Origin of the sequence: Streptomyces sp. SID14478 (genome assembly GCF_010548525.1) — a bacterium.
GTDB lineage: Bacteria > Actinomycetota > Actinomycetes > Streptomycetales > Streptomycetaceae > Streptomyces.
In genome coordinates this window covers 1-4,435 of the sequence record NZ_JAAGMG010000189.1, presented here as the reverse complement: position 1 = coordinate 4,435, position 4,435 = coordinate 1, and the positions used below count along the sequence as shown (strand labels likewise).

At 67.1% G+C, this 4,435-nt stretch carries 4 protein-coding genes and 1 rRNA gene; 1 reads left to right on the top strand and 4 read right to left on the bottom strand.

Annotated elements, in window-relative coordinates; genetic code table 11:
- Both G3I40_RS07115 and G3I40_RS07110 read right to left on the bottom strand, forming a co-directional pair.
- A 16S ribosomal RNA gene (locus tag G3I40_RS07115) occupies positions 1–260 on the bottom strand; the annotation flags it as partial.
- A gap of 582 nt (positions 261–842) precedes the next feature.
- Positions 843–1,850 (bottom strand): stage II sporulation protein M, encoded by a 1,008-nt coding sequence (locus G3I40_RS07110; RefSeq protein ID WP_164301308.1) that lies wholly within the window; start codon positions 1,848–1,850, stop codon positions 843–845.
- Between the two features lie 105 nt (positions 1,851–1,955).
- Here G3I40_RS07110 and G3I40_RS07105 point away from each other — a divergent pair, with 105 nt between their 5' ends.
- Entirely contained in the window at positions 1,956–2,942 is a 987-nt protein-coding gene (locus G3I40_RS07105) for an RDD family protein (protein WP_343244846.1), read from the top strand.
- Positions 2,943–2,997: 55 nt separating this feature from the next.
- Here G3I40_RS07105 and G3I40_RS07100 read toward each other — a convergent pair whose 3' ends face one another.
- Both G3I40_RS07100 and G3I40_RS07095 read right to left on the bottom strand, forming a co-directional pair.
- Complete coding sequence (locus tag G3I40_RS07100) at positions 2,998–3,612, bottom strand: hypothetical protein (protein WP_164301307.1); 615 nt, start codon at positions 3,610–3,612, stop codon at positions 2,998–3,000.
- Between the two features lie 150 nt (positions 3,613–3,762).
- On the bottom strand, positions 3,763–4,435 hold a 673-nt coding region (locus G3I40_RS07095; RefSeq protein WP_164301306.1), incomplete at its 5' end, for an adenosylhomocysteinase.

Genomic DNA, 4,435 nt, shown 5'->3' with positions numbered 1-4,435 from the left:
AGCCATTACCTCACCAACAAGCTGATAGGCCGCGGGCTCATCCTTCACCGCCGGAGCTTTTAACCCCCACACAGGAGTGCGGGAGTGTTATCCGGTATTAGACCCCGTTTCCAGGGCTTGTCCCAGAGTGAAGGGCAGATTGCCCACGTGTTACTCACCCGTTCGCCACTAATCCACCCCGAAGGGCTTCATCGTTCGACTTGCATGTGTTAAGCACGCCGCCAGCGTTCGTCCTGAGCCAGGATCAAACTCTCCGTGAATGTTTCCCCGTAATCGGGGGTGACACCACGAGAGCGGAACCAGGAAGAGGAATAATCCCCCCGGTTCACAGCGTCCTCGCTGTGCGCCTCCCACAATGAAGTGGAAGGACTTTTTCAAAGGAACCGTGTTCCGACCGAGAAGGCCGGGACAGGGTTGTCAATCTGGCGTTGACTTTTGGCACGCTGTTGAGTTCTCAAGGAACGGACGCTTCCTTTGTACTCACCCTCTCGGGCTTTCCTCCGGGCGCTTCCCTTCGGTCTTGCGTTTCCAACCTTACCAGATCCGTTTTCCGTTCCGTTTCCGGTTCGGAATTCATTTCCGGTGGCCGCTGGAGGGCCTTTGCCTTTCGGCTGATCCGACTTTATCAGAAGTTTTAGGCCGGACTGACCGGCTCTTAGTTTCCGAGTAATCGGGGGGCTTCTCGAAGAATGTTATTTCGTGAAGCGCGCTAGATGCTAACCGTTGCAGTTGAGCTTGTCGAGCTCGGGGCAACTGTTCGAATCTACCTCCCCGTTCTGGCCGTGTCAACGACCTTTTCGGGGCGAAGAGGAGACTAGCAGTTCACAGAGACCGGATGCACATCAGGCGGCCGTCGGCACGACTGCGCTGCGTTCGGCCGTCTCCAGGTCACCGGTCTCGCCCTCTCGGACCGCGCGGGACCCGAGGACGTACACGTAGGTGAGGAAGGCGAGTTCCGCGGCGATGCCGATGCCGATACGGGCCCAGGTCGGCAGGCCCGAAGGGGTCACGAAGCCTTCGATGGCTCCGGAGATGAAGAGGATCAGGGCCAGGCCGATGGCCATGCCCAGTGCCGCGCGCCCCTCCTCGGCGAGTGCTGTTCTCCGGGTGCGGGGGCCGGGGTCGATGACGGTCCAGCCGAGGCGGAGTCCGGTGCCGGCCGCTACGAAGACCGCGGTCAGTTCCAGCAGGCCGTGCGGCAGGATCAGGCCCAGGAAGGTGTCGAGGCGACCGGCCGAGGTCATCAGGCCGATGCCGACACCGATGTTGAGCACGTTTTGGAAGAGGATCCACAGGACCGGCAGTCCCAGGAAGACTCCCAGGACCAGGCACATGGCGGCGGCCTGGGCGTTGTTCGTCCACACCTGGGCCGCGAAGGAGGCTGCCGGATGGCTCGAGTAGTACGTCTCGTACTGGCCACCGGGGCGGGTCATCTCGCGGAGCTCGGACGGGGCGGCTATAGAGGCCTGGACCTCCGGGTGCGTGCCGATCCACCAGCCGATCAGGGCGGCTATCGCCGTGGAGATGAGCGCCGCGGGCACCCACCAGTGGCGTGCCTTGTAGACGGCTGCCGGAAACCCGTGCGTCAAGAAGCGCGTCACATCGCGCCATGAAGCGCGGCGGGTACCTGTCACGGCGCTACGCGCGCGTGCCACGAGTTGGGTGAGGCGGCCGATCACCCGGGGGTCCGGGGCGCTCGACTGGATGAGGGACAGGTGCGTGGCCGTGCGCTGGTAGAGGGTCACCAGTTCGTCCGCCTCCGTGCCGGTCAGGCGTCGGCGGCGGCGCAGCAGGGCGTCCAGGCGGTCCCACTCGGCGCGGTGGGCGGACACGAAGACGTCGAGGTCCATCCGGTCTGCTGCTCCTCGCTTTCCGGCACCTGTGCGGCGCGATGTGCCCTCAGCTTGGCAGACTGGCGGTTCCTAGGGCAGGTCAGGGAAGGGTGGGTGGCCGGCGTGAGTGAGTTGGTGACGGGCGAGGCCGTGGCACTGGAGCTGCGGCCCGCGAAGCTGCCGAGCCGTGCGCTCGCCGTGCTCATCGATCTGGTGGTGGCGTTCGTCGTCTATATCGCCGTGACGATGGTCGTGGTGGCAGCGACTTCTTCGCTCGACGACGCTGCTGGTGCCGCGCTGTCCGTGGCGCTGTTCTTGCTGGTGCTGGTCGGGATTCCGATCGCCGTGGAGACGTTGAGCCACGGGCGGTCGCTGGGCAAGCTCGCCTGCGGGCTGCGGGTCGTTCGGGACGACGGCGGGCCGATCCGGTTCCGGCATGCCCTGGTGCGCGGGGCCGTCGGGGTCGTGGAGATCCTCATGACTTTCGGGGTCGTGGCGTGCATCGCGTCGTTGGTGTCCGCGCGGGGGCGACGGGTCGGGGACGTGTTCGCGGGGACCCTCGTCGTACGTGAGCGGGTGCCCACCGGGCAGGCGGCGTTCGTGCCGCCTCCGCCGCCGTGGCTGGTGGGGCGGTTCGCGCAGCTGGACCTGTCCGCCGTACCGGAGGGGCTGTGGCTCGCGGTGCGCCAGTACCTGACGCGCAGGGGGCAGCTGGATCCGCAGGTCGGATGGGGAATGGCGGAGCGGCTTGCCGCAGATCTCGCCGCGCACACCGGTGCTCCGGCGCCCAGTGATGTGCCGCCCGCCGCTTTTTTGGCTGCCGTGATGCATGAGCGGCAGTCGCGGGAGGCCCGGCGGGCCTTCGGCGCCGCAGGGCAGTCAGGCTTCCCCCAGGTGTACGGCGGTCAGATGCAGCCCGGGGCGGCCCCTCCGGCTCCGGCCGCTCCCGCGTACGGGACGTACGGCGGACAGGGAGGGCAGGCTCCCGGCGTCGTTCCCCACCATGCCCCTGCTCCTTCGCCCTCTCCCGCTCCCCCGGGCCCCGGTGACTCCTTGCCGGGCGCGGGAGGTTCGGAGCCGCCGGCCACCGGGTTCGCTCCTCCTGCCTGACGTCACGGCATGCCTGACGTCGCGGATGCCTGACGTCGCGGCATGTTCGTCGGCGTCAGGTGAATGCCGACGGTGGTGTCTCGAGGTGCTCCAGCTCGATGCCGGGGGCCGCCAGGACGACGTCGCCGCTGACGTGGACGAGGTGCTGCTCTCCCGTGTCCAGGGCTGTGACCTGGTATTCGTCCACGGTGAGCGGTCCGTTGTCAGTGGCGTGTGCTTCGCTGTTCAGCAGGGTCCAGGACTGGTCCAGGGTGCGGGGGGCCAGGACGGGATCCGTGAGGGCGACGAGGCGGACACGGGTCGAGGGGGAAGCGGGGGTGAGGCGCAGGAGTCGTGTGGTGGCGACGAGGAATGCGGGGGACGTTCCGGTGAACGCGTGCGCGGGGGCGTTTCCTTCGGTGGCGTGGGTGCCGGTGGGGTCGGTGCGTACCCAGGTGACGCCGTCGAGGGCGGCTCCTCTGACCTGCCAGCTCGCGGCGTTCACTTCGAGGCGGATGGGGCGGCCGAGCTCGTCGAGGGCCAGGTCGATCGAGCCGGCGTGGTCGCCGGAGGGGGTGGTCCGTTGGGCCACGTAGCGCCAGCCGGAAGGGCCGGGTGCGCAATGGAAGTGCTCTTCACCGAGGGGGGTGTGATCGTGCGGATCGTGGAGCGAATAACGGCCGCGGGGCATGGGGTTCGTGGAGTCCTCTGTCTGGCCTGTTGACGGGTCCACCGTAGCCAGCGGTGCGGCCGAGTGCGGGACAGGCCCCCGGCACGGGGGTGCGGGGGCCTGTCCTGTTCAGTCAGCGTGCGCGACTGACGCGGTACTCAGCAGCGGTGCTCAGTAGCGGTAGTGGTCCGGCTTGTACGGACCCTCGACCTCGACACCGATGTACGAGGCCTGCTCCGGGCGCAGCGTCGTGAGCTGGACCCCGAGTGCGTCCAGGTGCAGCCGGGCGACCTTCTCGTCGAGGTGCTTGGGCAGCACGTACACATCCGTCGGGTACTCGGACTGCTTCGTGAACAGCTCGATCTGCGCGAGAGTCTGGTCCGCGAAGCTGTTGGACATCACGAACGACGGGTGACCCGTGGCGTTGCCCAGGTTCAGCAGACGGCCCTCGGACAGCACGATGATGACCTTGCCGTCCGGGAACGTCCACGTGTGGACCTGCGGCTTCACCTCGTCCTTGACGATGCCCTCGATCTTCGCGAGGCCCGCCATGTCGATCTCGTTGTCGAAGTGACCGATGTTCCCGACGATCGCCTGGTGCTTCATCCGGGCCATGTCGGACGCCATGATGATGTCCTTGTTGCCCGTCGTCGTCACGAAGATGTCGACCTGGTCCACGACCTCGTCCAGCGTCGCGACCTGGTAGCCGTCCATCGCCGCCTGCAGCGCACAGATCGGGTCGATCTCCGTCACGATCACCCGGGCACCCTGACCGCGCAGCGACTCCGCACACCCCTTGCCGACATCGCCGTAACCGCACACCAACGCCGTCTTGCCACCGATC

What these genes read in the sequence shown, in the direction of transcription:
- G3I40_RS07100 (WP_164301307.1), bottom strand. Translation starts at nt 3,612, where the DNA reads ATGCCCCGCGGCCGTTATTCGCTCCACGATCCGCACGATCACACCCCC.
- G3I40_RS07110 (WP_164301308.1), bottom strand. Translation starts at nt 1,850, where the DNA reads ATGGACCTCGACGTCTTCGTGTCCGCCCACCGCGCCGAGTGGGACCGC.